The sequence below is a fragment of the Enterobacter sp. 22466 genome (genome assembly GCF_052044775.1).
Taxonomy (GTDB): Bacteria; Pseudomonadota; Gammaproteobacteria; order Enterobacterales; family Enterobacteriaceae; genus Enterobacter; species Enterobacter dissolvens.
The window spans coordinates 565,568-592,377 of sequence record NZ_JBQENX010000002.1 but is presented as its reverse complement, the minus strand read 5'-3'; the positions used below and the strand labels follow the sequence as shown (position 1 = coordinate 592,377).

The 26,810-nt window shown below is 55.3% G+C and carries 28 protein-coding genes; 4 read left to right on the top strand and 24 right to left on the bottom strand.

The window, feature by feature from the left end; genetic code table 11:
- Positions 1 to 97: 97 nt before the first annotated feature.
- From ACTJJI_RS09410 to flgB, 19 genes are all read right to left on the bottom strand, one after another.
- A complete protein-coding gene (locus ACTJJI_RS09410) occupies positions 98 to 619 on the bottom strand; it encodes a chemotaxis protein CheW (RefSeq protein ID WP_014832506.1) in 522 nt (173 codons plus the stop codon).
- A complete protein-coding gene (gene cheA, locus ACTJJI_RS09405; protein WP_440653769.1) occupies positions 616 to 2,553 on the bottom strand; it encodes a chemotaxis protein CheA in 1,938 nt (645 codons plus the stop codon). The genes ACTJJI_RS09410 and cheA overlap by 4 nt, the downstream gene beginning before the upstream one ends.
- Positions 2,540 to 3,445 (bottom strand): flagellar motor protein MotB, encoded by a 906-nt coding sequence (gene motB / locus ACTJJI_RS09400; protein WP_440653767.1) that lies wholly within the window; start codon positions 3,443 to 3,445, stop codon positions 2,540 to 2,542. The genes cheA and motB overlap by 14 nt, the downstream gene beginning before the upstream one ends.
- Positions 3,442 to 4,338, bottom strand: coding sequence for a flagellar motor stator protein MotA (gene motA, locus ACTJJI_RS09395; RefSeq protein WP_262782598.1), 897 nt, complete (start codon positions 4,336 to 4,338; stop codon positions 3,442 to 3,444). The genes motB and motA overlap by 4 nt, the downstream gene beginning before the upstream one ends.
- An 80-nt stretch (positions 4,339 to 4,418) precedes the next feature.
- Complete coding sequence (gene flhC, locus ACTJJI_RS09390) at positions 4,419 to 4,994, bottom strand: flagellar transcriptional regulator FlhC (protein WP_050860204.1); 576 nt, start codon at positions 4,992 to 4,994, stop codon at positions 4,419 to 4,421.
- A gap of 2 nt (positions 4,995 to 4,996) precedes the next feature.
- On the bottom strand, positions 4,997 to 5,347 hold the full coding sequence (gene flhD, locus ACTJJI_RS09385; protein WP_050860205.1) for a flagellar transcriptional regulator FlhD: 351 nt from the start codon (positions 5,345 to 5,347) through the stop codon (positions 4,997 to 4,999).
- 356 nt (positions 5,348 to 5,703) lie between these two features.
- Positions 5,704 to 6,423 carry an RNA polymerase sigma factor FliA gene (gene fliA / locus ACTJJI_RS09380; protein ID WP_029882543.1) on the bottom strand — a complete coding sequence of 240 codons (720 nt, stop codon included), beginning with the start codon at positions 6,421 to 6,423 and terminating at the stop codon, positions 5,704 to 5,706.
- A 158-nt stretch (positions 6,424 to 6,581) separates the two neighbouring features.
- Positions 6,582 to 8,207 carry a methyl-accepting chemotaxis protein gene (locus tag ACTJJI_RS09375; protein ID WP_440653764.1) on the bottom strand — a complete coding sequence of 542 codons (1,626 nt, stop codon included), beginning with the start codon at positions 8,205 to 8,207 and terminating at the stop codon, positions 6,582 to 6,584.
- Positions 8,208 to 8,282: 75 nt separating this feature from the next.
- A complete protein-coding gene (flgL, locus tag ACTJJI_RS09370; RefSeq protein WP_440653879.1) occupies positions 8,283 to 9,176 on the bottom strand; it encodes a flagellar hook-associated protein FlgL in 894 nt (297 codons plus the stop codon).
- 10 nt (positions 9,177 to 9,186) lie between these two features.
- Entirely contained in the window at positions 9,187 to 10,830 is a 1,644-nt protein-coding gene (gene flgK, locus ACTJJI_RS09365) for a flagellar hook-associated protein FlgK (protein ID WP_440653762.1), read from the bottom strand.
- Positions 10,831 to 10,924: 94 nt separating this feature from the next.
- A complete protein-coding gene (gene flgJ / locus ACTJJI_RS09360) occupies positions 10,925 to 11,845 on the bottom strand; it encodes a flagellar assembly peptidoglycan hydrolase FlgJ (RefSeq protein WP_440653760.1) in 921 nt (306 codons plus the stop codon).
- Positions 11,845 to 12,972: a flagellar basal body P-ring protein FlgI gene (locus ACTJJI_RS09355; RefSeq protein WP_440653758.1), complete on the bottom strand. Its 1,128-nt coding sequence runs from the start codon at positions 12,970 to 12,972 to the stop codon at positions 11,845 to 11,847. The genes flgJ and ACTJJI_RS09355 overlap by 1 nt, the downstream gene beginning before the upstream one ends.
- Before the next feature lies 1 nt (position 12,973).
- A complete protein-coding gene (locus ACTJJI_RS09350) occupies positions 12,974 to 13,660 on the bottom strand; it encodes a flagellar basal body L-ring protein FlgH (RefSeq protein WP_440653877.1) in 687 nt (228 codons plus the stop codon).
- Positions 13,661 to 13,720: 60 nt separating this feature from the next.
- Positions 13,721 to 14,503 (bottom strand): flagellar basal-body rod protein FlgG, encoded by a 783-nt coding sequence (gene flgG / locus ACTJJI_RS09345; protein ID WP_013097778.1) that lies wholly within the window; start codon positions 14,501 to 14,503, stop codon positions 13,721 to 13,723.
- A 19-nt stretch (positions 14,504 to 14,522) separates the two neighbouring features.
- Positions 14,523 to 15,260, bottom strand: coding sequence for a flagellar basal body rod protein FlgF (locus ACTJJI_RS09340; RefSeq protein WP_029882536.1), 738 nt, complete (start codon positions 15,258 to 15,260; stop codon positions 14,523 to 14,525).
- 9 nt (positions 15,261 to 15,269) lie between these two features.
- Positions 15,270 to 16,472 (bottom strand): flagellar hook protein FlgE, encoded by a 1,203-nt coding sequence (gene flgE / locus ACTJJI_RS09335; RefSeq protein WP_440653755.1) that lies wholly within the window; start codon positions 16,470 to 16,472, stop codon positions 15,270 to 15,272.
- A 14-nt stretch (positions 16,473 to 16,486) separates the two neighbouring features.
- On the bottom strand, positions 16,487 to 17,191 hold the full coding sequence (locus tag ACTJJI_RS09330) for a flagellar hook assembly protein FlgD (protein ID WP_440653753.1): 705 nt from the start codon (positions 17,189 to 17,191) through the stop codon (positions 16,487 to 16,489).
- An 8-nt stretch (positions 17,192 to 17,199) separates the two neighbouring features.
- Positions 17,200 to 17,604, bottom strand: coding sequence for a flagellar basal body rod protein FlgC (flgC, locus tag ACTJJI_RS09325; protein ID WP_029882533.1), 405 nt, complete (start codon positions 17,602 to 17,604; stop codon positions 17,200 to 17,202).
- A 6-nt stretch (positions 17,605 to 17,610) separates the two neighbouring features.
- Positions 17,611 to 18,021: a flagellar basal body rod protein FlgB gene (gene flgB, locus ACTJJI_RS09320; RefSeq protein WP_440653750.1), complete on the bottom strand. Its 411-nt coding sequence runs from the start codon at positions 18,019 to 18,021 to the stop codon at positions 17,611 to 17,613.
- A 248-nt stretch (positions 18,022 to 18,269) separates the two neighbouring features.
- Here flgB and flgA point away from each other — a divergent pair, with 248 nt between their 5' ends.
- The 3 genes from flgA (at position 18,270) to ACTJJI_RS09305 (ending at position 19,792) form a co-directional block, all read left to right on the top strand.
- Entirely contained in the window at positions 18,270 to 18,968 is a 699-nt protein-coding gene (gene flgA, locus ACTJJI_RS09315) for a flagellar basal body P-ring formation chaperone FlgA (RefSeq protein WP_440653748.1), read from the top strand.
- A 69-nt stretch (positions 18,969 to 19,037) separates the two neighbouring features.
- Complete coding sequence (gene flgM, locus ACTJJI_RS09310; protein ID WP_440653746.1) at positions 19,038 to 19,331, top strand: flagellar biosynthesis anti-sigma factor FlgM; 294 nt, start codon at positions 19,038 to 19,040, stop codon at positions 19,329 to 19,331.
- A 17-nt stretch (positions 19,332 to 19,348) separates the two neighbouring features.
- On the top strand, positions 19,349 to 19,792 hold the full coding sequence (locus tag ACTJJI_RS09305) for a flagella synthesis protein FlgN (protein ID WP_013097786.1): 444 nt from the start codon (positions 19,349 to 19,351) through the stop codon (positions 19,790 to 19,792).
- Between the two features lie 123 nt (positions 19,793 to 19,915).
- Here the strand turns inward: ACTJJI_RS09305 and fliT are convergent, their stop codons facing one another.
- The 3 genes from fliT to fliD are packed head-to-tail and all read right to left on the bottom strand — an operon-like array spanning position 19,916 to position 22,152.
- Complete coding sequence (gene fliT, locus ACTJJI_RS09300; protein ID WP_161670326.1) at positions 19,916 to 20,236, bottom strand: flagellar protein FliT; 321 nt, start codon at positions 20,234 to 20,236, stop codon at positions 19,916 to 19,918.
- A complete protein-coding gene (gene fliS / locus ACTJJI_RS09295; protein WP_045292589.1) occupies positions 20,229 to 20,636 on the bottom strand; it encodes a flagellar export chaperone FliS in 408 nt (135 codons plus the stop codon). Before fliS ends, fliT begins: the two co-directional genes overlap by 8 nt.
- A gap of 43 nt (positions 20,637 to 20,679) precedes the next feature.
- Positions 20,680 to 22,152, bottom strand: a complete 1,473-nt coding sequence (gene fliD / locus ACTJJI_RS09290; RefSeq protein ID WP_440653743.1) for a flagellar filament capping protein FliD — start codon at positions 22,150 to 22,152, stop codon at positions 20,680 to 20,682.
- A 301-nt stretch (positions 22,153 to 22,453) separates the two neighbouring features.
- On the opposite strand from fliD, the gene ACTJJI_RS09285 reads away from it, so the two are divergent.
- Positions 22,454 to 23,938, top strand: coding sequence for a flagellin N-terminal helical domain-containing protein (locus ACTJJI_RS09285; protein WP_440653741.1), 1,485 nt, complete (start codon positions 22,454 to 22,456; stop codon positions 23,936 to 23,938).
- 719 nt (positions 23,939 to 24,657) lie between these two features.
- Here ACTJJI_RS09285 and ACTJJI_RS09280 read toward each other — a convergent pair.
- Both ACTJJI_RS09280 and ACTJJI_RS09275 read right to left on the bottom strand, forming a co-directional pair.
- Positions 24,658 to 25,821, bottom strand: coding sequence for a methyl-accepting chemotaxis protein (locus ACTJJI_RS09280; protein ID WP_440653739.1), 1,164 nt, complete (start codon positions 25,819 to 25,821; stop codon positions 24,658 to 24,660).
- 113 nt (positions 25,822 to 25,934) lie between these two features.
- The gene (locus ACTJJI_RS09275; protein WP_440653737.1) at positions 25,935 to 26,426 is read right to left on the bottom strand and encodes a DoxX family protein; all 492 of its coding nucleotides are present in this window, start codon (positions 26,424 to 26,426) and stop codon (positions 25,935 to 25,937) included.
- Positions 26,427 to 26,810: the final 384 nt, after the last annotated feature.

Sequence of the window (26,810 nt, the reverse complement as noted above, 5' to 3'; positions counted from 1 at the left end):
TCTGGCAATCCTTAGCGCTTTCTGGAAACTCGGACATTCATAATAGCGACTTATGAATCAGCGGCAACCTCTGCCGCTGATGTGTGTCCGGAAAGCGCTACACTGCTCCGTGGGAGTCGCTGTGCGACGCCGCCACGGCATCCACCAGCGCCAGTTCCTCACGGCTCAGCAGCATCTCAATATTCACCAGAATAATCATTCGACTGTCGAGCACCCCCAGCCCAAGCAGGTAACGGCCAGAGAGCACCGAAGCCACGTCCGGGGTCGGCTTGATGTTATCCACGTCAATCGACAGCACGTCCGCCACGCCGTCAACCACGATACCCACCACGCGATCGTTCAGATTGAGCACGATGACCACCGTTTTATCGTCCTGTGACGGGTCGGGCAGATCGAAGCGCACGCGCAGATCGACAATTGGCACAATCACGCCGCGCAGGTTGGTCACGCCGGTAATAAAATTCGGCGCGTTCGGGATCCGCGTCAGGCGATCGCAGCCGCGGATCTCCTGCACTTTGAGAATATCAATGCCGTACTCTTCATCGCCCAGGCGGAATACCAGGTACTCCTGGGCGATGGCGTCGGTTGCGGCGGGTTTACTGGCGGTTGCTACAGTCATGCGTTTACCCCCTCCCTCTGGGGTTGTGGCGCGTTGAGCGTTGAGAGCTCAACCACGTCAAGGATCAGCGCCACGCTGCCATCGCCGAGGATGGTGGCAGCGGAGACGCCAGGCACTTTGCGATAGTTATGTTCAAGGTTCTTCACCACCACCTGCTGCTGGCCGATAAGCTGATCGACCCACAGCGCATAGCGGCAGCCCGCGCTTTGCACGATAACCACAATGCCGTCGTCGGCAGGGGCTTCACCCGCCACCGAGAGACGCTGGCGCAGCAGCACCAGCGGCAGATATTCGCCGCGCACCTGCAACAGGCGCTCTTCGCCGACAAAGCGGCACAGCATGTCGTCGGTCGGTCGCAGCGACTCCATCACCGCGCCCAGCGGCAGAACGTAAATCTCGTCCCCCACCTTCACCAGCATGCCGTCGAGGATCGCCAGCGTCAGCGGCAGAATAATGCGGATGGTGGTCCCGGCCCCTGGCGTCGAGAGCACGTCCACGTGGCCGCCCATCGCCAGAATGTTGCGTCGCACCACGTCCATGCCAACGCCACGTCCGGAGACGTCCGTTACGCTCTCGGCGGTGGAGAAACCGGCGGCGAAGATCAGCATCCACACATCGTCGTCACTCATGGTGTCGCTGATGGTCATCCCCTGAGAGCGGGCTTTGGCGAGGATCTTCTCCCGGTTCAGCCCCGCCCCATCGTCGCTGACCTCAATCACGATATTGCCGCCGTGGTGTTCGGCAGAGAGCGTCAGGTTCCCGGTTACCGGTTTGCCTTTTGCGGCACGCACCTCTTTCTCTTCAATACCGTGGTCAAGGCTGTTACGCACCAGGTGGGTCAGCGGGTCGATAATGCGCTCGATCAGGCTCTTATCCAGCTCGGCGGAACCGCCTTTCAGGGTCAGTTCGACCTCTTTATTCAGGCGAGCGCCCAGGTCATGCACCAGACGCGGGAAGCGGCTGAAGACGTAGTCCATCGGCATCATACGAATGGACATTACCGACTCCTGCAGCTCGCGGGTGTTGCGCTCCATCTGCGCCACGCAGCCGGACAGCAGATCGTAACTGGCCGGATCGAGGGTTTTCGACAGCTGTGAAAGCATTGCCTGGGTGATAATCAGCTCCCCGACCTGGTTGATGATCTGGTCGACTTTACTCACCGCCACGCGAATGCTGCCGGACTCCTGGCTGGCCGGACGAGGCGCAGGCGGCGCTTTTTTGACAGCAGTCTCTGGCACCGCAACTGGCGTCTGTACCGGCGGTGTGGCTTGTGCAGGGCGGACGTCGATCTGCTTGCTGTCGAGCACAAAGCAGAGCACGGCAGTGATGTCATCCGCCGAGGCGGTGGTCCGCAGCGTGACCGTCATGCTGTCTGTCGTCGCCTTAACGTCTGTCACCTCACCCATGTTGGTCAGCTCGTCGCGCAGCGTCGTCTGCTCGCGCGCCCCGACGTTACGCAGGGTCACCACCAGCGAGGTTTCCGTTTCCTGCGCCGTGCTGGCTGGCGCGGGCGCGGGGGCCGGTGTCACCGCTGGCGTCGTTGGCTGCTGACCTTCAAGGGCAATCTCCCTCAGGGCTTCACAGATATAGCGATAACGTGCTTCATCAGGCTCCTGCGAAGACTGATAGGCTTCCAGCTGCGCTTGCATAATGTCCTTACATTCCAGAAAAAGGTTGATGATTGAGCGACTGAGCGTTCTCTCCCCTGCCCGCGCCTGGTCAAGGAGGTTCTCCAGCAGGTGGGTCGTCTCCTGTAATGCGGTAAAGCCAAAGGTGGCCGCGCCCCCTTTCAGCGAGTGGGCGGCACGAAAGATGGCGTTCAGTTGCTCCTGATCCGGCGCCGCCACGTCAAGCTGCAGCAACTGCTGTTCCATTTCGGCCAGCAGCTCTTCTGCCTCGGTAAAGAAGATCTGCGAAAAATCATTCATGTCCATCGGTATAGCCCTGCACGTTTTGCAGATTGATATCGCTCAGCACGCTCTCAGCACGCTGAGCCTGCGTATCTTCCAGACGGATCTCCTGCTCTTTCGAGCGGCTGAGGACCAGAATGCTGATGCGGCGGTTCACCGCGCTTTCCGGCGGCGTGTTCTCCAGCGGCATCCGGCTGGCGGTGCCGATCACGCGTAGGAAACGCTCATCGTTAAGGCCGCCCCGGACTAATACCCGGCGGGCGGCATTCGCGCGCCCGGCAGAAAGCTCCCAGTTGCTGTAGCCGCCATCGCCACCGGCATACGGCAGCGAGTCGGTGTGCCCTGTCAGGCTCAGCGCGTGTGGCAGCTCCTGCAGCAGCGGCACCAGCGCCTGCAGAATGCCGTTCATATAAGATTCAGGCAGTTCACTGCCGACGCGGAACATCGGGCGATCCTGCGAGTCGGTGATCTGGATCAGCAGACCGTCATTGGTGAGGTTCAGCAGGATGTTTGACTTGAAGCTGTTCAGCCGCGGATCGGTTTCGATCATCTTCTGCAGCTTCTGTTTTGCCTGTTTCAGGCTCTCCGCGCGCTTAAGCTTATCAATGCGGCTGAGCTGCCCTTTTAACACTTCGCCCTCCTGCTTGATCACATCGTCCCCGCCGCCGGGGATGACGCTGTCGCTCAGGCTGGTTTTATTGCCGTTGGCCATCGAGGGTTTCAGCGGCATGCGGAAGTAATCGGCAATCAACTCCCTTTCCATGTCGGTCGACTGCGACAGCAGCCACATCACCAGAAAGAAGGCCATCATTGCCGTCATAAAATCGGCATAGGCAATCTTCCATGTGCCGCCGTGATGCGCATGCTTCTTCTTTTTGCGCTTGCGCGAAATGATGACCGGCGTTACGTTCTTCATGCTGCGTTGTCCGCCGATTTGGTTTTCAGCGAGGCGTTGGATTTGACCTCACGCACGTGCTCTTCCAGCTCTTCAAACGACGGGCGTTCGCTGGTAAAAATCGTTTTGCGGCCAAACTCAACCGCAATCTGCGGCGCATACCCGTTGAGGCTGGAGAGCAGCGTCACTTTGATACACTGCAACACTTTAACCTGGTCTGAACTCTTCTGACGCAGCAGCGTCGCCAGCGGTAACACGAAACCATACGCGATCAGGATCCCGAGGAAGGTACCCACCAGCGCGTGACCAATTAGCATCCCCAACTCCGCCGCCGGGCGATCCGCCGACCCCAGGGCATTCACGACGCCCATCACCGCGGCCACAATACCGAACGCCGGAAACGCGTCGCCCACGGTGTTCAGGCTGTGAGCAGGCACTTCCAGTTCCTCTTCGCAGGTTTCGATCTCTTCGTCCATCAGGGCTTCGATTTCATGGGAATTCATGCTGCCGCCAATCATCAGGCGGAAGTAGTCGAGGATAAAGTTGGCGAGCATCGGGTCGCTCATGAGGCGGGGATAGGCGCTAAAAATATCGCTGTTTTGCGGGTCTTCAATGTCTTTTTCCAGCGACATCAGCCCGTGAACGCGGCTCTGGGAGAGCAGCAGGAACATCAGCGCCATCAAATCCATATACACCTCTTTGTTGTAGCGCTTGCCGACAAAGACCTTAACCAGCGCCTTCCCCGTTGCCTTCAGGGATTTGACGTTGTTGCCGACAATAAAGGCCCCGACCCCGGCACCGCCGATGATCAGCAGCTCCAGTGGCTGAAACAGCGCCATCAGATTACCGCCAGACAGAATAAAACCACCAAAAACGGTCAGTATGACAACAAGATAGCCAACAATAACTAACACACTCTCTCCTTTAACTTTTTTGACCGATGCCGGTTTTTCCGGCATCAGGTAAACGCCATCTTGCGCACAGCCGTCCGGGGTTACGCCGTCATGATTTCCGGCGCGGCAAACGTGCCCAGAAGCCCGGTATTGCTCACCTGGGATTTTTTAAGCGCGCGCGACGGCGGACTGCACAAGCTGCAGGTAAATGGGTTTTTAATAAATTCGGTGGTGACGACAAACCCGCCGCCACAGACGCTGCAGGCTTTACGCGAAATAATGCCGCAGTCGATAAAACGTAATAATGTCCAGGCACGCGTCAGACCCAGCACCGGCTTCTCATCGGAACAGGTGCTGCACTGCTCAAGATAAAGACGGTAGGTCTTCATCAGCATTTCAATGGAGCGCCCCTGTTCGGTCTTTTGCAAATACAGATAGATGTTGTAGAACATGGAAGAGTGAATATTCTGCTCCCATGACATAAACCAGTCTTCTGAAAACGGCAGCATGCCTTTTGGCGGCGGACAGCCGCGTAATTCTTTATATAAACGCAGCAGGCGACGGCGACTGAGCGATGTTTCAGATTCCAGCACCTGCATTCTCGCCCCCAGAGAAATTAATCCCATGGCGATATTTACTTCATCAATTTCCTGCAGCAGACTTTTTTCACCACACATAATTATGCCTCCTCCGCGGTAATGGCATCTTCTTCGCTTAAGGCGTTAAGAAGATTGGTCGACAAAATAATGCCGGTGTGAATTTGCTGCAGCGCTTCAATACGCGAATCTTTGGTCAGATTTTCAATCACCACTTCATCATCAACGCGTAAACGACAAATCAGTTGATTAGTGGTCGCCAGCTTCATTAACTGCGGCAACGACAGATCTTTCAGGTTATTAATCGTTCCTTCAGACAACCCAAGGCGAAAACCCGCCGCAAACTTATCCTGACGAATAAGCTGCTGCGCCAGCAGAAGATAAGACAGATTAATATCATGAATATTTTGCAGGTACTCGTCGAAATTAGACACAGGCGAAAACTCCCAATGTTATTCAGCCAACAACTGGCATGTCAGTTAAGATAGATAACGTTTCCGAACTGATGCAGAGAGTCTTTTGGTATTGATATTCACTGAGGTAAGTCACTCTTCCTCAGTAAATGAGTCAATGCCAAAGGAGGCTGCATCTCAAAACTGGCAAAATCATAAACACTAAGTATTTTCCGAACAAGCGACAGAAATTTCCTCAAATCCACAAATTGATGTTAACTCGTTGATTTTATAAGTTAATAAAGCATTATTAAACGTTATTAAACCTTGATTTTAATGATTAATCCTGCAGAGAAACCCGTATTAACAATATAAATGTTAATATCCTGTAATTCACGTTAAGCTGATTCCATACGGCTTCTTAACCTTTTCACGGCCAGACTATGTAACTGACTCACGCGTGTTTCCGTAATCCCCAGCACCAGCCCAATTTCTTTCATATTCAAATCCTGCAGATAATAGAGCTGTAAAAGCACTTGTTCCCTTTCGGGTATATACTGAATATGCTCAGCGATCCGTTCTATCAAATTTTCTTTGATAGCGTCATTCAGTGGATTAAGCTGTTCATTCTCATCGCCGTTTGTCTCCCAGCTGTCGGCATAATTCTCCTGCAGCTCATCAACCGAGTACATCTGGCTGGCGTTATTATCTGCCAGCATCTGCTGAAATTCCTGCAACGAGACGCCCATGCGTTCGGCGATTTCAGCTTCCGTAGCTTCGCCCCCTTTTTCCTGCTCGATTTGCTGAATAAGCGCGACAATTTCACGCGTATGGGTGCGTACCCGACGTGGAACCCAGTCACTTTCTCTCAGCTCATCTAATAATGCCCATTTCACCCGCTGGGCGATCCACGCCGTAAGCGTTACCCCTTTTTTGGGGTCAAAACTCTCGACTGCACTTAAAAAACCGATTGAGCCCGCCTGAATTAAATCATCCAGTTCTACGCTGGCAGGAAGTCGCTTATGTAAACGCAATGCTTCCTGCCGCACCAGATAGTGATATTTAGACCAGACTACCGATTTATTTTCCAGCCCTTCGGCCGTGTAAATACCATCCACGATTGCATTCCACCTGCTATTCTCTTTAAGAATTATCCGGTGAAATGGCGCATTCAAATAGTGCGATAAGCCTTTATAAAAATGCGCATTCTGTCACTTCGCCTGTATTAACAGGCTATTTTATAAAATAGCGAGATTAATGGCGGTATTTAATAAGATTAAAAGGTTTCCCACTGGGCCAGGTCGGGCTCTTTTTGACGCTGCGGTTTATTCACTTCCACCGGCACCTTCGCCATCGCGCTCTCATGGTTCAACCTGAATTGCGCTACCAGTTTCTCCAGCGCATCGGACTGCGCTTCCAGTTCGCCCGCCGCCATTGCCGCCTCTTCCACCATCGCCGCATTCTGCTGGGTCACCAGATCCATTTCATTGACCGCCTGCGAAATCTGGTTGATACCCGCGCTCTGCTCGTCAGACGCGGAGGTGATTTCGCCCATGATCTGCGTCACCTGTGCAACAGAGGTCACAATTTCCTGCATCACCGTGCTGGCCTGTCCGACCTGACGTGAACCGGTATCAATATTACTCACGCTGGTGTTGATCAGCTGGTTGATCTCTTTGGCCGCATCGGCGCTGCGTTTTGCCAGGTTACGCACTTCTTCTGCCACCACCGCAAAACCACGCCCCTGCTCACCTGCTCGCGCCGCTTCCACTGCCGCGTTCAGGGCCAGAATGTTCGTCTGGTTGGCAATGCTATCGATCACGCCGTTGATATCGGCAATCTGGCGCGAGCTGGTCGTTATTTGCGCCATGATCTGCTCAAGGCTCTGCATCACCTCTCCGCCGTTATGGGCATTGGCGCTGGCGCTTTCCGCCAGTTCACGCGCCGCATGGGCATTATCGGCATTCTGACGCACGGTGGTTTTAATCTGCTCCATGCTGGCCGCCGTCTCCTGCAGCGCTGCCGCCTGCTCTTCGGTGCGGGAGGAGAGATCGTTATTGCCGTGAGCAATCTCCTGGGCGTTGGTATGAATACGCTGCACGCTGTCGCGGATGCCGAGGATCGTACTGGTCAGGGAAGTACGCATGGTCTCCAGCTCGGTCAACATGTGGCCAATTTCATTCTGGCTGCCAGTGTCAATGGGCTGACTCAGATCGCCCGCCGCCACGCGACGCAGCATTTCAACCGTGGTCTCCATACGACGCACCAGGGTATGACGCAGCCAGTAACGCACGGCAAACAGCAACCCGACGGCCAGAATGAGTACGACAATCCCCACGCCCAGCATAATCCGGTAGCCGCGCTCGGAAGCATGAATATAGCTTTCGCTCATGCGGGCGCTGGCATCGGTATACTGATCGACCTTATTACGCAGCGCGGTGCGCAGCTCCATATCGTGTTCCAGCGACCCGGAATACCCTGCCGGGTTATGCAGGTAGCCCAGCTTAATTTCGGCAACCTTGTACACTTCGTTGAACGCCGCATTGACCTCAGCCGCCAGACGACTCTCCTCCGGGGTGTTAAACGGCGAGGCCATAAACGCATCCATATTACGACGCGCAAGTTTCACCACATTCACCGTATGTTTGGCAACATTCTCAGAAACCGGGTTACCCAGCGCTGCCTGCAGCATCAGGCCGTTGGTATTGGCCATTACCGCGCTGATGTTATAAGCGGCATCGCGCATCTGATCGTTATTTTCAGAGGCCACGACAATACGTTTGAAATTTGTATTATTTGAGACTGTGTCATAGACAGAATAGGCGGTTACGCCGAACAGCATCACCGCAAACAGGCCAATAATAAGGCTGATTGCGCTATAAATTTTGAGTTTCGTTAACATAGTTTCTCACCCGCCGCGCACGGCTTAACCGTACGCGGTGGCGCCTGTAAAAGGGAATTAAAACGGTGTTGGACGTCACATATTAAACAGATTCATCTTCTGCATATTTTTGTAGACGTACATGGAGGCATTGAACGCCAGCTCGGACATTTGCGATTCCGACACCAGCGTCACCAGCATGCTGGTATCAGCACCAATGGCATCCTGCACTTTGACAATGGTGTCGTTAATCAACACATCGCCAGTGAGATCCAGGGCGTCAAGCTGCTGCATGTTGGTACCGAGTTCGGCCTGGGCTTTCCCGAGGCGGTCGATGCCCACATCGATACCTTTGCTGGCGGCTTCAAGCGCGGCGCGCATATCATCGTAATTAATCGGGTCCCGGGATAATTCCGTAACGGCATTATCAAGAAGCACGAAAATATCATTGAAGATCTCATCCCCAAGATGCCCGGTTTGCATCTCGGTCCCGTCTGCCACCGTTTGCCTGCGCGCTTCATCGCCGCCCTGATACACGCCATTCTCGTCAAACGCTGGGGTATCGGTATCAAAGCCGCTAAAAATATAGCGGCCGGACGCGTCACGGCTGTTGGCTAAATCCAGCAGATTCTCGCGGATCCCCTCAATCTCTTTTCCCAGCGCCCGGCGATCGTCGTCGGAATAGGCATCCGATCCCGCCGCCACCATTTTTTCCTTCAGGGTGGTGGTCATCAGATTCCCCACACCGTTCAGAATATGGTCCTGAAACTCAAGCGCACTGCGCGTGCGGGAACGCACGTTGCTGTACATCTCCAGCTTCGCCAGCGCATCCTGATGTTTTACCGCATCGGTGGCGGCGGTCGGGTCGTCCGACGCTTTGAGCAGCGTTTTGCCCGCCGACATCCGCAGATACGCCTCGTTACTCTGGCTCATGCGCTTTGTCATCGCCTCCGAGCTTTGCTTATACATATAAAGCGTACTTAATCGCATCATTTTCTCCTTATCGGATGGCCAGCAAGGCGTCAAACATGGCGGTTGCCGTTTTCAGCAGTTGTGCGCTGCCGTTGTAGTACTGACGGAACATATCGAGGTTGATATATTCCTCGTCCATGTTGACGCCAGAGAGCGCCTGTTTGGTGTCAAATTTGGTACGTAAATCGCTTTCGGCGCTGGTAGCGTAGGATTGCACCTCGCGTGCGCTTTCACCGATCTTGCCCGCCAGACTGGCGTAGGCTGCACTCAGCGTGTCGTTGCCGATCAGCGGCTTGTCCTGGATCTTCAGCATCTCTTCGAGGTTTTTGTTATTTCCCGGGCCGCCCGTCGCACTGTCAGAGGCTGCAAATTCCTGCGCGCTGGTTATCTTACGGCTGATGCCTTCGGCTGCGCCTGCCATCGGGTTCAGGGTGAATTTATCCCCGGCGACGGCTGTTGATGGATTGGGAAGGGTTATTTCAATCCCATCAAATTTGAGCGCGCCTGGCAGTGCTGCAGGGTCAAGAGGAACGTTACGACCATCCGCCCCGGTGACCACCCAGTCAGTACCATTAAAGCTAATGTCATAGTTTTCCGACTTCACCGCGGTGAAATCGGTCACGTTGATCTTGTCCAGCGCATCACCGCCCTTGTTTTTGGCATTCGCAATGGCCTTGATATCCGGCAAAGAGAAGAGATCGCCCCCAGGAGTACCATCTGGCGTGAACCCTTTACCGTGCTGTTCGTTCATGCTGTGCGCCATCATAAAGGCGATCTGGTCGAGATCCTGGCGTGCGACGACGAGATCTTCGTTGCGGAATTTGAACAGCCCGCCCAGACGCCCTTTGGTGATGGCGTTTTCATCCAGCGGTGACGCTTTGCCGTTCGCATCCACGTAGGAGACAATGATCTTGTTGGGATCGGCATCCGACGGCGAGGTTTCCAGCTTATACGCGGTGTCGCCCGAGACCAACGGACGTCCATCGGAGAGCGTAACGCTCACGCGCCCGGAAATCTGATCCTCGGTGACGGTAATCCCCAGTTGCTCGCTCAGCCCTTCCAGCAGCGCATCACGCTGGTCGAGCAGATCGGCTGGCGGCACGCCATTTCCCTGCAGGCGTTCCAGCTGCTTGTTCAGCTGTGCCAGCTGTTCGGTGTAGCTGTTAATCTCTTTGGCGCTGCGCTCAATCTGGGTATTGGTGCTTTTTTCAAGGCCAGAGAGACGTTTGGCGCTGGCGTTATAGCGGTTCGCCAGCACGTCCAGGGAGGTAAACACCGCCGCACGCGCCGGACCGTCTGCCGGGTCGCCGCTCAGCGTTGCCATATCGTTAAACAGCTTGCTCAGCGAAACCGAGACGTTATCCGCTTCGTCCGCCAGCATGTTGTCGATATCCGCCAGTTGCTCCATTCGACCAGTGAGGGAGGCATAGCCGGAGAGCGAGTCCCGCAGCTGGTTATTGGCAAAGGCATCATAGGCACGCTCGACGCCGCTGGCGCGGGCACCGTAGCCAAAAAATCCCTGCGCGGTCGACATGCCGCCAAGCTCGCCAATAATCAGATTGCGTCGGCTGTAGTTGGCAGACATGCCGTTCGTCAGGTTATCGCCGGTCACCGCGATCGCGGCCTGCGCCACGCTGATGCCGTTTCTTGCTAGGTTAAAAAGGTTGTTCATTGGTTCTGGATATTCCCTGATTGCGGGCCCGGGGTTCGCATCCGGGCCAGAAAGTTCATGGCTCTGTCTATTTCATCGGTGATTCAAAAAATCACTAAAAAATTTTGTCGATATCGTTTTTGTAAGCGTTCACGCCCTGCTGAATATCGCCTTTCACTTTCTGAATAATGGTGATGAGCTTTTTGGCGTAGGCCGGGTCGGTCGCATAGCCGCCCGCCTGCAGTGCCTTCGCCCCCTGCTCTGGCGAGCCGGATTGCACCACCCCACGATAGCGCGGATTTTTGGTCAGCAGCTTTGCGTAGTCAGAAAGGGCATGTTCGTACGAGTCGTAAACGCGGAACGCCGCTTTCACCTTCTGCTTCACGCCGTTGATATATTCGGTGGTGGTGATTTCGGTGGTTTTACCGCGCCAGTCTCCCGTCGCTTTAATGCCGAACAGGTTGTGGCTCGGGCGGCCGTCCGCCGCCGGGATTTCGCGTTTCCCCCAGCCGGACTCCAGCGCCGCCTGGGCGAGGATCAGATGCGGATGCAGCCCGCTCTGCTGTGCGGCCGCATGGGCCGGGCGCAACAGACGGGCAATAAACGGATGCGCCCCTTCCGCCGGTTTGGCGAACGACACGGGTGCAGGCAGGCGCAGTGGGCCGGTGGCGGGAGCCGAAGAAAGGCCCGGGCGCAGGAAGTCACGTCCTGGCGCGCTCACCACGGGTTCATCAGCCTCCCCGCCCAGCTGGCGGACGATAAGATCGGCAAAGCCGAGCTGACCACTCCCGGCAATGTTTTGTGCGACCTGCTGATCGTGCATCGCGGTGTACATCTCTGAAGACTGGCTGCTCAGCAGATCGCTCTTAAAGGTGGCATCGCGCATGCTTTTCATCATCATCTGCACGAAAATCCCCTCCATCTGCTTTGCCGCCGCTTTCAGCGCGCCGGGCGACTGCCGCCCGGCCTCCCGTTTCAGCGTATCCAGCGAACGAACGTCAAACGCTGGCTGGTCGAATTTATCGAAGGCGTTCATCAGTTCACCTCCAGCTTCGCTCGCAGACAGCCGGCGTTTTTCATCGCCTGCAGGACCGACATCAGCTCGTTTGGCGTGGCGCCCAGGCTGTTGAGGGCGCGGATCACCGCGTTCAGATCGGTGCTGCTACGCACGTGCTGCAGCGAGCCGCCGCTGTCGCGCACCGAGATATCGGTCTGCGGCACCACCACCGTTTCGCCGCCGCCAAACGGCGTATCCGGCTGGCTGATGATATTGTTCTGCATCACCTCCACCGTCAGCGAGCCGTGCGCCACCGCGCAGGCGTCGAGCGAGACGTGGCGGTTCATCACCACCGAGCCGGTACGCGAGTTCACAATCACCTTCGCGTCCTGCACGTTCACCCGTAGCGGAATGTCCTGAATGTCGGCCAGAAAACGCACGCGGGACGGACCGTCCGGCGGCGCGAACAGGCGCACGGTGCGGGCATCTTCCGGCAACGCCGCCCCGCCGCTGTAGCGCTGGTTAATGGCATCGCTGATCTGCTGCGCCAGCGAGAAATCGGTCTCGTTCAATTGCAGGCGCACAATGCTCTGGGTGGCAAAATCGTTCGGCACTTCCCGCTCCACGGTCGCCCCGCCGCTGATACGTCCGCCGTTAAGCTGGTTCACCTGCACGCGGCTGCCGCCCGCCTGCGCGCCTGCGCCGGAGATCAAAATGTTGCCCTGGGCGATGGCGTAGATCTGGTTATCCGCCCCTTTCAGGGGGGTCATCAGCAGCGTGCCACCGCGCAGGCTTTTGGCGTTACCGACCGAGGAGACCACGATGTCCAGCTTGTCGCCGGGACGGGCAAACGGCGGCAGCTCGGCGGTGACCATCACCGCCGCAATGTTTTTCAGCTGCATATTAGTGCCCGGCGGGACGGTGATCCCCAGCTGCGAGAGCATGTTGTTCAGGCTCTGGCCGGTGAACGGGGCCTGCATGGTCTGGTCGCCGGTACCGTCAAGGCCGACAATCAGGCCGTAGCCCATCAGGGAGTTGGAACGCACACCCTGTACCGTCGCCAGATCGCGGATACGTTCCGCATGGACTACTTTGGGTACCGCCAGCGTCATGCCATAGAGCAGGATGCTGAGAAAAAACAGGACAGATTCTTTTTTCATGGTCATATCAGAAAGGAGAGAGGTTCAGGAACAGGCGTTGCAGCCAGCCCATGTTCTGCGCTTCGTTGATGTAGCCGTTGCCGACGTACTCGATGCGGGCGTCCGCCACCTGGGTGGACGGCACGGTGTTGCTGCCGCTAATGGTGCGCGGGTTCACCACGCCGGAGAAGCGGATAAATTCGGTGCCCTGGTTGATGGCGATCTGCTTCTCGCCCACCACGCCGAGGTTGCCGTTCGGCAGCAGCTCTTTTACGGTGACGGTAATGGTCCCGGTAAAGGTGTTGCGCGCCGCCGCGCCGCCCTTCCCCGCGAAATCGCTTTTACCTTCGGCTTCGAAATCCGCTTTGCCGTCGCCCAGCCAGCCGTTGAGTTTGGTCGGTACCGCAATCAGCCCCATCCCGGCCGATCCATTACGGTTGGCACTGGCGGAAGAACTTTTGCTGGCGCTGACGTTCTCCTGCAGCAGGATGGTCAGCGTATCGCCCACGTTACGCGGGCGGCGGTCTTCGAACATGGGCTGATAGCCGTAGTTCATGGCCTGCCCGGCCTGAAACAGTGAGCCGCCGGTGGCCGCCGGTGCCATCGGTAATGGTGTTGCCGTGGTAGGACCCTCAACGAGGGGCTTTTGCATGATGTGCGCGCAGCCGCTGAGCAGCAGCGTGCTTGCCAGCAGCGCAGCCGCCGGAATGTGCATAGACAGTATTTTCATTTCAGTGTCGATAAAATGTCTGGCCGCACGCGCGGCCAGAGAGGATTAAAGCTGGGAAAGACGCTGCAGCATCTGGTCCGATGCCGACACCGCCTTACTGTTGATTTCGTAGGCGCGCTGCACCTGAATCATGGTTACCAGCTCTTCCGCCACGTTGACGTTGGAGATTTCCACATAACTCTGCTTCAGCGTGCCCGCGCTCTCCATGCCGGGGTTCAGCTCGTTCGGCGCGCCGGACGACTGGGTCTCTTTGTAGAGATTGCCGCCGATGCTTTCGAGCCCCGCGTTGTTGACGAAGGTAGTCAGCGTCAGCTGGCCGATCTGCTGCTCTTCCGCCTGACCAGGCACCTTCACGCTGACAATACCGTCGCTGCCGATGTTCAGTTTGGTGGCATCCTGCGGGATGACGATCCCCGGCTGAATCGGATAGCCTTCGGCATTCACCAACTGCCCGTCCGGGCTTTTGGAGAAGTGGCCGTCGCGGGTGTAGGCGGTGCTGCCGTCCGGCATCTGCACCTGGAAGAACCCTTCCCCTTCGATAGCCACGTCGTACTCGTCGCCGGTCTGGTTCATGCCGCCCTGGGTATGCACGCGTTGAGTGGAAACAGGACGCACGCCGGTACCCAGCTGCAGGCCGCTCGGCAGCGTATTCTGCTCGGTCGACTGGGCGCCAGGCTGGCGCATGTTCTGATAGAGCAGATCCTGAAACACGGCGCGCTGACGCTTAAAGCCGTTAGTGTTGACGTTCGCCAGGTTGTTGGAGATAACGTCCATATTGAGCTGCTGTGCTTCCAGCCCGGTTTTTGCGATCCATAAAGAACGAATCATAGTGACTCCTTGCGCGGGCTTAGCTCACGCTTAATAGCTGATTGGCTTTCTGGGCGTTCTCGTCGGCGGTACGGATCACCTTCATGTTCATGTCGAACCCGCGGGAGTTGGCGATCATCTGCGTCATGGCCTGTACCGGGCTGACGTTGCTGCCTTCGATGGCCTCTGGCGTCAGACGCAGGGTTTCATCCTGGGCGAGCATCTCGCCGCCTGCCGTGCGGAACAGGCCGTCGTCGCCGTGAACCAGGCTGTTCATGTCGGCGTTGACCAGCTTCAGACGGCCAACGGGCACCAGCATCGTCGGGTCATCGCCCATGCCGAGTGCCGAGACGGTGCCATCGCTACCGATGGTAACGTGGGACTGCGGCGGTACTTCCAGCGGTCCGCCATCGCCCATCAGCGGACGGCCGTTAACGCTGAGCGCCCCGTCCTGATCCACTTCAATAGCGCCGTTGCGGGTATAGCCTTCGCTGCCGTCGTCCAGCGCCACTGCCAGCCAGCCGTCCTGCGGCAGCGCCACGTCCAGGCTGCGCCCGGTATGGGTAATCGGCCCCATGGTGGTGTCGTGAAACGGGGTGGACTCCGCCACCAGCGCGCGGGTGCGCAGGGTTTCCCCTTCGATGGGCACCGAGCGGAAGGCCGCCAGTTGGGCGCGAAAGCCCGCGGTGGAGCTGTTCGCCAGATTGTTTGAGGTGACCGCCTGGCGGTTGAGCGCCGCGTTAGCGGCACTCATGGCGGTATAAATAGCGCGATCCATCACTCAGCCTTAACGCAGGTTAACCAGCGTCTGCAGAACTTCAGACTGGGTTTTGATGGTTTGTGAGTTGGACTGATAGTTGCGCTGGTAGACGATCATGTTGACCATCTCATCGCCCAGATTGACGTTGGAGGATTCAAGCATATTGCCGCTAATATCACCGAAGCTACCCGAACCAGAGGTGCCGAGGAACGGCTGGCCAGACTGCGAAGTCTCCGCCCACAGGTTGTTGCCCTGCTGCTCAAGACCGCCCGCGTTGGCGAAATCAGCCAGCACCACCTGCGCCACGGTTTGACGTTTGCCGTTGCTGTAGATGGCGATCACTTCGCCAGTGTCACTGACCTGATAGCTGTTAAATTTACCCGGTGCCTGGCCGTCAATCTCGTCGAGCTTGACCTGAGTATCGCTGGCGTTTTGGGTGATATTCAGATCGAGATTCAAATCCAGCGCAGCTGAGCCGTTGTAAGCCGCACCCTTGATATTCAATGTCACCGGCGCGGTAAGCTTGCCGTCGGTGCCAAACTTAAGCGTTGCCGTGGACCACTCCGCAGCCCCTGCGCCTGGTGCGGTGGAATCCTGGGCGTGTACCTGCCACTCACCTTCTGCAGTATGTACGTAGTACACCTTAATGGCGTGCTTATTTCCCAGGCTGTCGGTGGCGGTCACTTCGCTGACGTAGTTGTAGGTGTCTGCGTTCTCTGGATCAAAGGCTGACGTCGCCGGGATAACTTTATCATCAGACTTCAGGTTGCCAGCTACCGAGCCTTTGGTGGACGCCGCCGGTGGCATATCGTCCGTTGGGATGCGAATCGGCCCTACCTGCGCACCAGGGTTAATTACCCCGTCCGTCGCCTGGTAGCCGGTTAAAAATAGTCCGTTGGTTTTATTAACGATAAAGCCGTTTTCATCCTGCTCAAACTGGCCGTTACGGCCGTAGAAAACGCTGCCCGCTTCGTCAACCATGCGGAAAAAGCCGCGACCAGAAATCCCCATATCCAGCGCGGAGGCACCGTTCATCAGCGCACCGTCACCAAAGTTCTGACTCACACCAGCAACCTGCACCCCCATTCCGGTCGAACCGGCGAAAATATCGGCAAAGGAAACGGAGCCTGCTTTAAACCCTACGGTCTGGGAGTTGGCGATATTGTTACCCACCACATCCAGCGCTTTTGCTGCGGCACTCAGGCCGCTAAGACCTTGTGAAAAACCCATAATTTATTTCCAGATTATTTTTGAATGACAAAGACTTTGTTCATGCCAATCGGATCGCTATTCAGCAAATGCAGAATTGGCCCGGTCGGATCCATCGTGACGCCCTGCACCTGCTCCTGAACCAGGCCAATCACGTCCGGGTTCTCCCCCTCTGGATTACTGGCCTCAAAGGAGAGGGTGTATTCTCTGTCGCGCGGCGGTCCCGGCTCCGGCTTGAAGTTTTCCAGGTCGTCGAGGTTGAAGGTATTCATCCCCTGCTTCACGTTCTTCAGCTCTGCGGTATAGGCCTTATCTCCGTCGTGCAGCGTGACGGTGACCGTTTCGGCATCGGCCGTCAGCGCGAAGTGGAAGTCGTCCGAATTGCCCGGGATCTCCACGCCCTCCTGCATGATGCCGATCCCCGGTTTGCCAAAGGAAACTTTGGCCTCCCCTTCAATCAGCACGCTACGCCCCACCCAGGCGGAGGCGCTCATGCTGCCGAGCTGGATCATCATCGCCTGAACCCCCGCCACCGAGCTGTTGAGCTTCTCAACCCCAGCAGCCATGTTGAACTGCGCCAGCTGCGAGGTAAGCTGGTTGTTATCCATCGGATTGGTGGGATCCTGGTTTTTCATCTGCGCGACCAGCAGTGTCATAAACTGGTTCGACAGATCCGCCGCGCTGTTGCCGGTACCGGTGCCACCTGCGCCGCTGTTGTTGTTAATCGAAGAGACCGCCATATGCGTCCTTACTGACCAAGCGTTAATGTTTTCAGCATCAGGCTTTTGGCGGAGTTCATCACTTCCACATTGGCCTGGTAGCTGCGGGAGGCTGAAATGGTATTCACCATCTCGTTCATGACGTTGACGTTGGGCATGCGCACGTAGCCCTGTTCATCCGCCAGCGGATTGCCCGGCTCATAGACCAGGCGGTCCGGCGCGCTGCTCTCCACCACGTCGCTAACCTGCACGCCACCGATCTCCTGACCGGCAGACGCGTCAACGGAAAACACCACCTGACGCGCGCGGTACGGCTGCCCGTCCGGGCCCGCCACGCTGTCGGCGTTGGCCATATTGCTGGCGCTGACGTTAAGGCGGCGAGACTGGGCGGCCATCGCCGAGCCCGAAATATCAAATACGCTAAAGAGCGACATCGTTGATTACCCCTGACTGAGCACAGTCATCATTTTTTTAATATCCGCGCCAAGGAACGTCAGTCCCGACTGATATTTCACGGCGTTATCCGCAAAATTGACGCGCTCACGGTCCATATCCACGGTATTGCCGTCGGCACTCGGTTGATCCGGTACGCGATAGAGCAACTGACTGTCGTCAAACGGCCTCGCTTTACCTTCAATATGCTTATTTGACGTTAATGACAGTGACACGGGTGATTTCGTCATGGCGTTATTTTCCATGGCGGCTTTTAGCTGCTGAGTAAAATCAATATCTCGCGCCTTGTAGCCCGGCGTATCAGCATTCGCAATATTTGAAGCCAATATATCCTGACGGCGCGACAGCAAACCTAACGCCTGCTGTTGAAAGCGAAAGGCGTCATCAAGTTTATTCATGACAACAGGACTCCTGTCTCGCGTTATTTAAACTGCGATAGTGTAGTCAGCGCGGGTGAAATATCACACCGCGAAGACCCGACAGAAATAAGCCTATTTAGAGAAATAGAAATAATGCACAGAGCGTTAAAAAATTGAAGAAATTAAATGGCGACAAAAGTGTCATTATTTCAGGCAATAAAACCCGTGTTTCTGCGTATATAATTTCGCCACGTTTTATAGAGTAATTTCGTTATTAAGGCAATAAGATGAAGCTCCGATTATTCAGCACGGCGGTGGCCGTCTTGCTCTGTTCTGCCTCCGCTGCAGCCAGCGTACCGTCTGACCAGATGGCGAAGCAACGTCTGATGCTCAAACTGGATACCCTGATCAAACAGCCCGAGAACGGCAGCGAGATCGTGCGCACCGCGACCCTGCTCGCCACCCCGGCACAGCTGGCCGCCGTGTGTGAGAACCCCACGCTGAGTCTGGTGGGGCGCGACAGCCGTCTCACAGGCAAACGCACCGTGCTCGCGCAGTGTGGCCCGCGCCGCCATTTCCTGCCAGTACGCATCAGCGCCCAGGGTACCTGGTGGGTGGCAAGCCAGAGCCTGCCCGGCGGGGCGATTGTGCAGCGCAGCGATATCGAACCGGTCACCGGCAACCTTGACCACCAGCCAGGCGGTTTAATCTTTAATGCCGACGAGATTATCGGCCAGCGCCTGACCCGCGCAATTGATGCCGGTAAACCGCTGTTAGAAAACCAGCTGCGTCAGCAGTGGCGACTGCGGGCCGGGCAGACGGTGGACCTGGTCACCACTGGCGCAGGCTTTCGTATTCGCAGCCAGGGCAAAGCGTTGAATAACGCGGCGGTGGATGACGTGCTGAAGGTGAAAACCGTGGGCGGGCGCACCGTAAGCGGGAAAGTGGGGGCTGACGGTCAGGTGATGATTATTTCCCAACAATAAATTTTAGGTTTTCTGTGAATCACCGATGAAAGCAGTATTGAGTAGATAAATTGATTTGCGAGGACAACCATGAGCATCAACAGCAGCCAGACCACCACGCCGATTGCGAAAATCGCCCCAACGCAGGAACTGCGCGCCCGTACGCAGTCTCAGGAACATGACGCTGCGGCAGAACGCCCGGAAAAGAGCGACAAAACCAACGTCACCCTGAGCGAATTGACCAAAAAAATCCAGACCGACGACAGCCGCGACGTGGATTACGCGCGTGTCGCCGAACTGCGCGACGCGCTGGCAGCAGGTACCCTGCGCATTGAGCCTGAGAAAATTGCTCAGGCCATGGTGCAAGACATGTTTCAGTTTTAACCGTTTACAGGCCCCTTATGGACAAGCTTTACCCGATACTCGCGCAGATGAAAACGTCTCTGGATGAACTGGAGGCGATCATGATTGAAGAGGTGAATCAGCTCAACCGCACGCAGATCAACCCGGTGTCGCTGCAGGTGCTGGCGGATAACAAAAACCAGCTGCTGACCACGCTCCAGTATTACGACGATATGCGCCGCCAGCAGGAGCAGAGCTGTGGCACAGAAGCCCCCTACCCGGGGCTCGGTAAGCTCTTTGCCAGCTGGCAGCAGGTGCATGAGAAGGTGCGCAGCACCAAGGCGCTGAATCAAAAAGTGGAATCACTGCTGCAAAGTCATATGAAGAAAAATCAGCATATCCGCAAGGCTATCGACCATGTGGGTCATGCAAACGCGCTCTATGGCCCGGCGGGAGAATCCAGCCAGCTGCCTTCTGGCCGCAAGTACAACATCAGTATCTGATCGTTCCTGTCTGCGTTGTCCTCTTTTGCCCGCCTCTGGTGGGCTTTTTTTTGCACGGGCCTGCGGGTTTCATCGTTGAGTAGGCCGGGTAAGCGCAGCGCCACCCGGCAATCAGGGAGGGAACTAAACAGCCGTGTAGGCTTTATTCATCGTGCGGGATTTACGCATGGCGGAGAGTTCGGTGCTGATGGTGGTCAGGCGCCCCTGAATAGCCTGCGTTAACAGGGCGTCGTGCTCCAGAAGCGTCGCCAGTTGAGCACTGACGGGCGCTTTGTTGTGCTGTGCCAGCTGGGTTAAATCGATATCACACAGCGTTCTCATTCCCATGGTGTACGCCACAGACTCGTCAAGAAACAGATCCCATTCGCCAGCCTCAGCCTGCTGGCGCAGCTTCGTGTTGCTGATAAGCAGTTCTTCAATCAGCGCAATAACATCCTTATCCATGTTTCACCTGCTTTTGCTGTGGCGCAATGGCCTGCCAGGTTTCAGCCATGCCTGTCATCAGGGCGATAAGGTGCGGCAGCTTTTCGCCGGATTTGTTGAGATTCGCCTCCAGCAGCGTGCGCGAAATATACTCGTACAGACTCTCCAGCTCTTCGGCGATTTTCCCGCCCTTCTCGTGGTCCAGCCCGGCGCGCAGGCCGTTGTCGATAATATTGATGGCACGGGAAATCATCTCACCGCGACGGGCAATGTTCCCGGACTGGAAGTAGATTTCTGCGCGCTTCATGGCGTTGATCGCCCCGTCGTAGAGCAGAACGATCAGCTGGTGCGGCGTGGCGCCGGTGATCTGGCTGTCGAGTGAGACAGCGGTGTAGGCACTGTTGCCCGTTTTGGTGTACATCGTCAAATCCTGCCGGGCAGCGGCCTGCCCGGATTGTTAATAGTTAAATTAACCCCGCCAGCGACTGCTGCAACCGGGTGCTCATGCTGTTCATATCACTCATGGCTTTATCCAGACGCTGATATTCTTTTTCTCTGCGCAGCATGGTCTCTTCAATGCGTCTTTCGACGGCCGTGATCTGCTTGCCAATGCGCTTTTCCTGCTCGCGCAGACTTTCCAGCGCGTCTTCAATGACGCCGTCTTTGTTGTCAATGGACTCTTTATCCCCGAGGTAGGCATTAAAGATCCCATCCATTCGATCCTTAATCCCCTCTTTCCCGCCTTTGCCGAGGAACAGCGCCTCAACCTCTTTCAGGTTGTCCTTCAGGGCGGCATCGAGCTTTTTGTTATCAATTGTCAGCGTGCCCAGTGTGCCTGTACGGTCATCGCCGGTTTTGCCATCGAACGTAACGGTAATCCCTAGTTTGCCCAGGGTCTGAATCACATCCCCCACCTCGGGATAGCTGCCGGTTACGGTGGCTTTCAGTTGGCTGGTCAGACGGCGTAAAGAGCCATCGCTGAACAGCGCGCCGTTACTTGGGTCAGGCTTTGGCAAAGCATCAGAATTGCTGTCGCGATCGGGTGCGGTGTACTTCGTCGCACCGGCGACGGTGGTGAGGTAGCTGTTGTAGTTCTTAACAAACTCTTCAATCAGCGTTTTCACCTTTGAGGTATCTTCGGTGATGGTGAGGGATTCTTCTTTGTAGACGGGTTTAGCCGGGTCTTTGTCATCGCTTTCAGAGACTTCACGCAGCTCCAATGTCACACCGGTGATTAAATCGCTAATGGTGTTAGAACTGCGAGTGACTTCCTTGCCATTAAGTAAAATGATGGCATTCTTCGGTTCCGTTTCTGGCGTAGCCATGGCAGCGGTCATCTTGCCTTCCAGTGCCGCATTGCCTGTGACTTTGATATCCATTTCCCCGGCATCACCGGTTTTTTTAGAGGTCAGCACCAGCTTGTGCTTACCGTCCTCTATGGTCATCACTTCCGCAACCACATCGCCTTTCTGCTCGTTGATCTTTTTGGCAATCTGATCAAGGGAGGTTTCATCTTTCGCTAAGTCCACTACCAGCGGTTCTTCGCCCTCTTTCAGGGTGATAGCCACTTTCGCACCGCTGCTACCAATGGGTTTATCGCGTGTGTCGTTCTCAATCGCAAGCTGATGCGCTTTCGCCAGCTGTTTAACGGCAATGGAGTAGCTGTTCGGGATCGCGCCCTGCCCCGCGGTTGCTTTGAACGTTTTGTTGTCGCTAACGCTGACGCCATTAAAACCTTCATCTTCCAGCTTGCTGAGATTGTCCTTCAGCGTACTCAGCGAGCTGGAAATCGATCCCCACGCGGAGATCTGTCCTTTATAACTTGACTGCTTTTGCAGATACGGATTCAACTTTTGTGAAAGGCCTTTACGCTCGTCGGCCATCCATTGGTCAAACGGCAGCCCGGAGCCCACGCCGAGAAAATTAGTTGCAGCCATAATAGTGTTCCTCCAGAAATGAGATAGCTTTCACTATTCTCATCGGGTAATAGAGAAGGAAGTTTAATTTTTCACAGTGGTCGTAACAATATGATGGCAGGGTAAAGACAGTTTTGTGCGTTTATTCCGCCATTGCCCTTTGTTATTTTAATAATTAGCGACATGCTTGACGCCATTTTATGCCATTAACAAAAAAATCAAAAAAAATAATTCAGTCTTTTTTATTACCCCCGATGAAAGAAGTATGCGCAGCAACGAACGCATATTTCATATTACCGTTATTACTTAGAAGGAAATAACAATGGCACAGGTCATTAATACCAACGCGCTGAGTCTGATGGCTCAGAACAACCTGAACAAATCTCAGTCTTCTCTGGGTACCGCTATTCAGCGCCTCTCGTCCGGTATGCGTATTAACAGCGCCAAAGACGATGCAGCAGGTCTGGCGATTTCTAACCGCTTCACCTCATCCATCCGCGGTATGACCCAGGCGGCACGTAACGCCAACGACGGCATCTCCCTGGCGCAGACCACCGAAGGCGCGCTGGAAGAAGTGACAGAAAACATGCAGCGTATTCGTGAACTGACCGTACAGGCGAAAAACGGCACTAACTCCCAGAGCGACCTGGACTCCATCAAAAAAGAGATCGGTACCCGTCTCGAAGAGATCCAGCGCGTAGCGGAAACCACCAACTTCAATGGCGTGAAAGTCTTTGACGGCTCTAAAGATAAAATCACTATTCAGATCGGTGATAAAGACGAAGATACCATTGACATTTCTCTGAACAAACTGGACATGGAAACCCTAGGTCTGGATAAATTCATGGATGACTTCGCAAAAATCGGTACAGGCAACGGCACAGGTAGTAGCTATACTGGCAAAGCAGTTAACAAAGCTGCGAATGATGACACGGGAGTGGTTGTAGGTGGTGGTACCGAAAAATGGAAAATTGATGCCGCAGATATCACTGCGCTCAAAGGGGCTATGCCAGGTGGTGTAGCAACCGACGCCCCTGAAATTTATATCAAGGACGATGAGGCCTTCGTCCTGAATAAAGACGATGGTAAGTTATATAAACTCGATCTTGATAAAGTAACATGGACTGCCAATGGCGCAGGTTTCCAGAAGATTGATAACGTGACTTCGGCTGCACTAGAGGAAATGAATGAAGCCGATACCGATATGCTGCTGAACGGACCAACCAAACTGAGCGATGCTAAGCTGGTTAAAGCGGATGACAGTGTTCAGGTTGGTGGTAATCCAGTGAAACTTGATGCCGCGAAGATGGATGCGATTTCAACCGAACTCTTCGGCGGTGATGTAGCGACTTCTGGTATGCAGTTTTTCTCTGCAACTGGCGCAGCAGCGGATACGTTCTATGCAATCAATGATGCGGGTGAAGTGAAATCATTTAAACTTGATGCCACTGGCGCAATCGATCCAGCGTCTAAAGCCGACGCGGGTTATGGCGATGCTGCAGTAATCAAGAAAGCAGCAGGGGTTGCAGTGGGTGAAGGTCTGCTGGCCGACATGGATGCTGCTATCACACAGGTTGCCGACTTCCGTGCCGACCTGGGTGCTGTTCAGAACCGCTTCAGCTCCATCATTGCGAACCTGAACACCAATATCATCAACACCACCGAAGCGCGCTCCCGTATTCAGGACGCTGACTTCTCCGTAGAAGTGTCCGCCATGAGCCGCGCGAACATCCTGCAGCAGGCAGGTGTTTCCGTACTGGCCCAGGCCAACCAGGTTCCGCAGAACGTGCTGTCCCTGCTGCGTTAATCTGCGTTACCACCTCACTATTATTACGCGCGTGCCTCACGCGCGGTTTGCCCTCCCTGGTGGAGGGCTTTTTTGTTTTTGTGCTCTGTGCGCATTGCCCGGCGGCGCTGCGCTTGCACGGGCCTACAAGGATCAACGCAAACGTAGGTCGGGTCAGCCGCCACCGCCACCCGGCAAGGGTTTAAGACGGGAGATAAGGCTCCTTCACATAATCCGCCAGCAGGTACACCATATCGTGCAGTCATCCCATCAACGCGATGTTCACCTCCTGCGGCAGGATGTTTCCCAATATTGCCTGTGGCAGCGCCTGCGCATAGTGAACCGGCGTAAACGTGTCCGGCCAGCTGTCCGGAATGCTCGACGGTGTGGCGTCATGGGCAATGAGTTGCTGGAGAAATCGTTGCGAGAGAAAGAAGAAAGTGCGGACAGAATCGTCATATGAAAGCCTCCGGAGAGATGAGAAATGAATAACAAAGAGCAAACCAGCAGGTCGCTTCGGTACCACCTTGTATTTTCAGGTTCTCACGCCCGGCTGCGGGTATTGCCGCAACGCGGGCACTTTAGTTGGGATAGAAACTAATAACAGGATAAATCGCGTATTACAGAGAGTTACTTATGGGATTGCGAGGCGGCTTCCAGATTTTTGCCGGGTGACGGCTACGCCTTACCCGGCCTACAAAATCTCCGAAAGTAGGCTGGGTAAGCGCAGCGCCACCCGGCTAGCTGCCTGTGCGCTGAAGCAGGGTATTCGCCACCGTATAAACCTCTTCTATCAACACGCTGTTATTCTGCGTCACTGACGGTGCCCCGCTTTGCGCCTGCATCATCGCGTCGTCAATCAGCGCCCGGAGTTCTTTCGAGGAACGCGCACAGCGGCTGGCCAGATTGCGCGACTCGACGGCAAAAATGCCCTCATCGTTATGCAGCGAATAGCTGTAAGCACGGCTGGCCAGTTGCACCAGCGCGCCGCTACTGTCGGCAATCTGCAGCGCGGCGTCATGCAAGGCATTCATCCCCTGAACCACGCCGGAGGTGCTTTCGCTCAGCATGGCGAGGAGATTACCGTTCGCTTCAGGTACCCGCAGCAGGCGCTCGTTTTCCTCAGCAATCGTGCTGGCTGCCTGCGCAATCACCCTCACCTGTTCGCCAATCTCCTGCATCAGCGGCGGCAAGTGCGCCCCCTGTTCGGTTTTCAGTTGCGACGGAAGTTCTTCGTTAAGGCGGGAAAGGTGCAGGTTAACGCTGCGCAGAAGAGTCAATGTGGAGACCAGCAGCAAAGCCGCCAGCGGCCACGGTTTATGCAGGAGTATGCCCGGGCGTTCGCCCAGCCTACGGGTGGGAACATCAATGGCCAGCAGCCATGGTGTCTCAGCAATGGGCGTCACCACCAGCGTATGTTCGCCGCTGGCGCTGCGAAAACGGGTATGGCGCATCCCTTCACCCGACTGAGCCAGCAGCGCACGCAGCGGTACCGCCATGGGCAGGCTGGCATCGTTGAGAGATTGTACCGTCGGCGCACCGGCGGCATCACCAATGATGCGCCCGGCAGCATCAACCATCCAGGCGCGACCACCAAGGCGTTCGCCGATCTCTTTGACCAGTGAATTGAAGAATTGGCGGCTGGTGCCCGTCTCTTCGGCGATATCGGTATCACCGGGGGCGCTTTTGTCCAGCGCAAAGCTTTTCAGGGTAACCACACTTTCGGTCATTGAGCGCTGCTGCGCTTCAACCCTGTCGAGCTGTTCACGTAATTGGGTAGCCAGGGCATCAACCTGCGTACGCAGACGCTGCCCCTCCGTGCGAATAAACCACGGCATGACGCCAGCCTGCACAAGAATAACCAGAGTAATAAAAATAACGACCAGTATGACAATAAAAACCATGACATCAGCGCCTGTTCTTTTAACGGCAGCACGACGCTGCCTCTACAGGGCTATTTTATTATGCAGGCGTCAGGAAATATGCTCTTCAAACCGTTGATAACCGCACACTTGTGTTACTCCTCCACAAAAACAATTTTGCGCACATTATCCCAGCGTTTCACCAGCCAGCCATCAAGACTACACAGCGTGCCGCCCCAGGTCAGGGGCAACAAACAGAGCACGATATACAGTGTCTCGGGCAGGTAAAAGAGCCAGCTCAACCAGGCAATCAGATTTAGCCCGCGCGGAATGGTATAAATACCAATGGTTGCCAGCGCCACGGTGCTGATAATCATCAGAACCAGCGCGCTAACGCGACTGAATAGCCCCAGTGTCAGCAACAGGCCCATGCTGCATTCCAGGAAAGCGACGACGACCGCCATCACGTCCGGGAAAGGGATCCCCGCGTCATACAGGGTATCCACCATCAGCAACTGGTTTTCAATCACAAATAATTTATTAAACCCGGCGGTAAAGAAAAATATCCCGACAACCAGACGACAGATAAATACGGGAAACATGGCGGGCAGATCGGACGTTTGCATAAAACGCTTAACAGATACCATCGGTCATCCTTGTAAAGAAAATAAAATACTGTGTAATAAATTCAATATCCTGTCTTTACTCAGTATAAATTTGCTGACCTCATTCGCAACCGCACCGGCCCCATTCCCAACACAATTAATAAATATATACAGATTAAAAATTATTAATTTAAAATAATAACAGCGTCTCATTATCAACGCTGCGGATGCCCCACCTCCGCCATCACAACTGCAAGTGATTGGTTTTAATATAATTAAAGTAAAACACTCCTAAGCATTACTTTTTACATGGTTAATAAGAGCCCGATTAATAACCTTAATTCTGTTAAGGCTGTTATTACGTAGTGGTTGCAAAAATATGACGTAAGACATAAAAAGCATGTCGCTCTGGCCTTCGGCTAGCAA